Here is a 4,438-nt window from a genome sequence, read left to right on the forward strand (position 1 = left end):
ACAGATCGCCGTCACCCTGCTCACGACTATGTTACAAAACTGTAATTTTCGTGCCCTTGAATCGCCACGTTCAGAGACCCAAATACACGTCATCGGCAGTGTTCGCCGAGTCCGGAGCAAGGCCCGTCCCCCGCCTAATCCGGACACCTGCGGCAGCCTATCCCCCCTCTCCGGGCTGCCGCATCGTTTCGAGTAGAAGGCCGCCGTGGTTCCCCCTCCACCACGGCGGTCTTTTTTATCCCAGACAGACGTTTGCAGCCCGTGGTCCAATGATCGCGGGCTTTTCGTTTTCCTGTCCTGCCTTTACGGTTCGGGTTCTGAATCGAAAGGCTTCACATATGTCCGCAATTTCCCCCGTCCTCGACCGTCTCGACAACAATCTCGACCAGAGCCTCGAGCGCCTGTTCGGCTTGCTCAAGATCAAGTCGATCTCCACCGATCCGGCCTTTGCCGCCGATTGCCGCAAGGCGGCGGAATGGCTGGTGGCCGAACTCAAGCTGATCGGCTTCGACGCCAGCGTTCGCGACACACCAGGCCACCCGATGGTGGTTGCGCACCATGACGGCCCGGCCGGTTCGCCGCATGTGCTGTTTTACGGCCATTATGACGTTCAGCCGGTCGATCCGATCGAATTGTGGGAAAGCGATCCGTTCGCGCCTGCTGTCAAGGAGGTCGGGCCGGATCACAAGGTGATCACCGGACGCGGGTCGGCCGACGACAAAGGCCAGTTGATGACCTTCGTAGAGGCTTGCCGCGCCTGGAAACAGGTGCACGGCAATCTGCCTTGCCGCATCACCATCCTGTTCGAGGGCGAAGAGGAATCCGGCTCGCCCTCGTTGAAGCCGTTCCTCGAAGCCAATGCCGACGAACTCAAGGCCGATTTCGCGCTGGTTTGCGATACCGGCATGTGGGACCGCGAGACGCCGTCGATCTGTGTGGGATTGCGCGGGCTGGTCGGCGAGGAGATCACGGTGAAGGCGGCCGATCGCGACCTGCATTCCGGCCTCTATGGCGGTGCCGCCGCCAATCCGATCCGGATCCTGGCCAGGGTGCTGGCCGATATCCACGACAAGGACGGCCATATCACCATCCCCGGCTTCTATGACGGCGTCGAGGAAACACCGTCGCAGATCCTGAAATCATGGGAGACGCTCGGCGAGACCGCCGAGACGTTCCTCGGACCGGTCGGCCTGTCGATCCCGTCGGGCGAAAAGGGCCGCTCCGTGCTGGAGTTGACCTGGGCGCGGCCGACGGCCGAGTTCAACGGCATCATCGGCGGCTATACCGGCAAGGGCTTCAAGACGGTGATCGCGGCGGAAGCCTCGGCGAAGGTGTCGTTTCGCCTTGTCCACAAGCAGGATCCCAAGAAAATTCGCGCTGCGTTCCAGAAATTCGTCAAGGAGCGGATTCCGGCCGACTGTTCGGTCGAATTCCATCCGCATGGCGGCTCGCCGGCAATCCAGCTTTCCTACGACTCGCCCTTCCTCGCCAAGGCCAAGAATGCGCTGTCCGACGAATGGCCGAAGCCGGCGGTGACGACGGGCAGCGGCGGCTCCATTCCGGTTGTCGGCGATTTCCAGACCTATCTCGGTATGGAATCGCTGCTGGTCGGGTTCGGCCTCGACGACGACCGCATCCACTCGCCCAACGAGAAATACGAGCTCAGCTCCTTCCACAAGGGCCAGCGCTCCTGGGCGCGGATTCTCGATGCCTTGACGCGCTGAGCGGCGGAAACTCCTGTTTTCCTGTTGATTTTTCAGCGGATCGCGGCGAGGACGGGCCACAAGACAAAGCGCTGCAGCGTCCCTTGCGGGTCAGGGGACACTGTAGAGCTCGACCGGAGAAGACAATGGCCGATATCCGTTTCCATAAAAACGACCTGCCCGACCTCTCGCACTACAATGTCGGGGCAGTGGCCATCGACACCGAGACGCTCGGGCTCAATCCGCATCGTGACCGGCTGTGCGTGGTGCAGATTTCGCCCGGCGACGGCACGGCCGACGTCATCCAGATCGCGCCTGGCCAGAAGAAGGCGCCGAACCTCGTCAGCCTGCTGCGGAACCGTGGCGTAACCAAGCTGTTCCACTACGGACGCTTCGATCTTGCCGTGCTCTACAATGCGTTCGGCGTGATGCCGGAGCCGGTGTTCTGCACCAAAATCGCCTCGCGGCTGACCCGCACCTACACCGACCGCCACGGGCTGAAGGACATCTGCTTCGAGCTTCTTGGCGTTGGCCTCTCCAAGGCGCAGCAATCGTCGGACTGGGCGGCCGAGACGCTGTCGCCCGAACAGCTCGAATATGCCGCTTCCGACGTGCTCTATCTGCACCGTTTGCGCGATGTGCTCGCCGGACGCCTGGCGCGCGATGGGCGGACCAAGGAGGCCGATGCCTGCTTCCGCTTCCTGCCGACGCGTGCCAAGCTTGACCTGATGGGCTGGGACGAAGAGGATATCTTTGCCCACAGCTGACGGTCGTCCGGCCAGCACATCGCGCAGCCGGTACCGGCTGGAACCGGATGCGGGCCGCGGCGTTCTGTCGGCTCAGTTTGTCGGTGCAATTGGGGGATGATGACATGGCGGACAGAAAGCCGATTGCGACCGCGCCGACAGACGGCTCCAAGGTCTCCGTCACGTGGAAGGACAGCGACGGCGTGATCAACGAATCCATCGCGCAATATCGCGACGACGGCTGGTGGGTCTATATCGACAGTCACACGCAAAAGAAGGTCGAGCCGACCAGCTGGCGCCCTGCCGCAAGCGACGATGACGACTAGAGCAGTTCACCGTTTCACGGAAACGGCGAGCTGCTCTAACTCTTTGTTTTGACGCAATTTTGGACGGAAAACCGCTTTACACTTTTCCTAGAATTGCTCTAGTGATGGCGCCGCTGGTGAGGCTGGTCGCTTTCGAATAGCCTGAAGCCGTTGATATCGAGGCCGATTCGGAGCTTTCCGTTCCGCCGTCGCCCTCTTGCTCGGAGGAACTCTCTATGGGTGTCGAAAGCCTGCTCGTCTTCATCATCATCGGTGCCATCGCCGGCTGGCTCGCCGGTCTTATCGTTTCCGGTTTCGGCTTCGGCCTTATCGGCAACATCATCGTCGGCATCGTCGGCGCGTTCATCGCCGGCTGGCTGTTTCCGAGGATCGGATTTTCCATCGGCGGCGGCACTCTCGCCGCGATCATCCATGCCACCATCGGCGCCATCATCCTGCTGGTGCTGGTCAAGGTCCTGAAACGAGCCTGAGGCTCGACAACGCAAAGAGCGCGCCATGAAACAGAATACGCTCTATCTCGTCATTGGCGCGCTCGTCGTCGTGGTCATTGCCCTCGGCATCTACGTCTATCGCGAGCAGACCAAACCCAAGGGCGTCGAACTCAAGATCGACGACAAGGGCATTTCGATCCAGCAGAACTGAGCCGTCGAACGGCACATGCAGGAGCACGACATGGTGGCTTCTGACGCTCCGGAAGACGTCGATCAGCCCAGAATTACCGTTGCGGAATGGGAGAGGCTGAACAGGCCGCCAAGACGCGAGGCGCTGCTGCGCTATCATTGGCGGGTGTTTCGCTTCCTGAGGACATCCGCGCCGGTCAGCGAATTGCAGGGGCGAGAGCAGGCTTTCCGCGATACGATCATAGCCACCGTAGCCTTCAACCGGCCCGAAATGATCGAATGGCAAATCCACCTGGTACGCAGATACCTGGCCGAGCACGAAAGCTACATCGTTTTCGACAACAGCAACAAGGACGATGCAAGGGAAGCGATCCGCGATCTCTGCCGTCGCCAGCATGTCCCCTATGTGGCATTGCCGAAGAACAGGCTGGTCGTCAGCAGATCGCACGGTCAAGCGCTCAACTGGATCGTGCGGAATTTCTTGCCTGGGTTCGGGCCGAAGCTTTTCGGCTTCATCGATCATGACATCTTTCCAACTGAACCATTTTCGATCCGCGACCGAATGGAGGGCAAGAGCCTATACGGCAGCGTGCGGCGCGATACGCCGACACCAGGCGGCTGGTTCCTGTGGCCCGGCTTCTGTTTTTTCCATGGAAGCCTGTTGCGGCGGCGGCTGGATTTCGCCCCGAGCTACAAGTTTCATATGGATTCCGGCGGCGGCAACTGGCCGGTGCTCTACAGGTCGATCGATCCGGCGCTGGTTCGGTTCGCCGAAAACAAATCGCTTCGCTTCGGCGCGGGACATGATCAATCCGAGGATTTTTTCATGGTGGTCGATGGCTGGCTGCACGTGACTAACGCCTCGAACTGGAGGCGACAGCAGGTTGACAGGAGCGAACACATTCTCGCGCTGTTGCGGCAAGCCGGCGGTCCCGACCAGCCGGATGTGAAGTTCGAGCCGATCTGAAATCAGGTCTGAGGCGGGTGGTGTTGACAGAAAACGCTGAGGGGCCTGTTGCATTGCGGCCTGAAATCCAGGGGCT

At 60.7% G+C, this 4,438-nt stretch carries 6 protein-coding genes; all 6 read left to right on the top strand.

The annotated features are described in order from the left end of the window. The first annotated feature begins 338 nt into the window (after nt 1–338). Nucleotides 339–1,724, top strand: a complete 1,386-nt coding sequence (locus tag EN964_RS26010) for a M20/M25/M40 family metallo-hydrolase (protein WP_127271233.1) — start codon at nt 339–341, stop codon at nt 1,722–1,724. Between the two features lie 125 nt (nt 1,725–1,849). Further along, nucleotides 1,850–2,470, top strand: coding sequence for a ribonuclease D (locus EN964_RS26015; protein ID WP_095084743.1), 621 nt, complete (start codon nt 1,850–1,852; stop codon nt 2,468–2,470). A gap of 104 nt (nt 2,471–2,574) precedes the next feature. After that, a complete protein-coding gene (locus EN964_RS26020) occupies nt 2,575–2,775 on the top strand; it encodes a hypothetical protein (RefSeq protein ID WP_027037740.1) in 201 nt (66 codons plus the stop codon). Between the two features lie 215 nt (nt 2,776–2,990). Continuing rightward, on the top strand, nt 2,991–3,245 hold the full coding sequence (locus tag EN964_RS26025; RefSeq protein ID WP_013529551.1) for a GlsB/YeaQ/YmgE family stress response membrane protein: 255 nt from the start codon (nt 2,991–2,993) through the stop codon (nt 3,243–3,245). A 25-nt stretch (nt 3,246–3,270) separates the two neighbouring features. Further along, nucleotides 3,271–3,417 (top strand): hypothetical protein, encoded by a 147-nt coding sequence (locus EN964_RS26030; protein WP_013529552.1) that lies wholly within the window; start codon nt 3,271–3,273, stop codon nt 3,415–3,417. Nucleotides 3,418–3,447: 30 nt separating this feature from the next. Then, nucleotides 3,448–4,362: a hypothetical protein gene (locus EN964_RS26035; protein WP_127272553.1), complete on the top strand. Its 915-nt coding sequence runs from the start codon at nt 3,448–3,450 to the stop codon at nt 4,360–4,362. Nucleotides 4,363–4,438: the final 76 nt, after the last annotated feature.

This window comes from Mesorhizobium sp. M7A.F.Ca.CA.001.10.2.1 (genome assembly GCF_003998575.1).
Classification (GTDB): Bacteria; Pseudomonadota; Alphaproteobacteria; order Rhizobiales; family Rhizobiaceae; genus Mesorhizobium.

Excerpts from the sequence above, each read along its gene's own strand:
- EN964_RS26010 (WP_127271233.1), top strand. The coding sequence starts at position 339 with ATGTCCGCAATTTCCCCCGTCCTCGACCGTCTCGACAACAATCTCGAC.
- EN964_RS26015 (WP_095084743.1), top strand. The coding sequence starts at position 1,850 with ATGGCCGATATCCGTTTCCATAAAAACGACCTGCCCGACCTCTCGCAC.
- EN964_RS26020 (WP_027037740.1), top strand. The coding sequence starts at position 2,575 with ATGGCGGACAGAAAGCCGATTGCGACCGCGCCGACAGACGGCTCCAAG.
- EN964_RS26025 (WP_013529551.1), top strand. The coding sequence starts at position 2,991 with ATGGGTGTCGAAAGCCTGCTCGTCTTCATCATCATCGGTGCCATCGCC.
- EN964_RS26030 (WP_013529552.1), top strand. The coding sequence starts at position 3,271 with ATGAAACAGAATACGCTCTATCTCGTCATTGGCGCGCTCGTCGTCGTG.
- EN964_RS26035 (WP_127272553.1), top strand. The coding sequence starts at position 3,448 with ATGGTGGCTTCTGACGCTCCGGAAGACGTCGATCAGCCCAGAATTACC.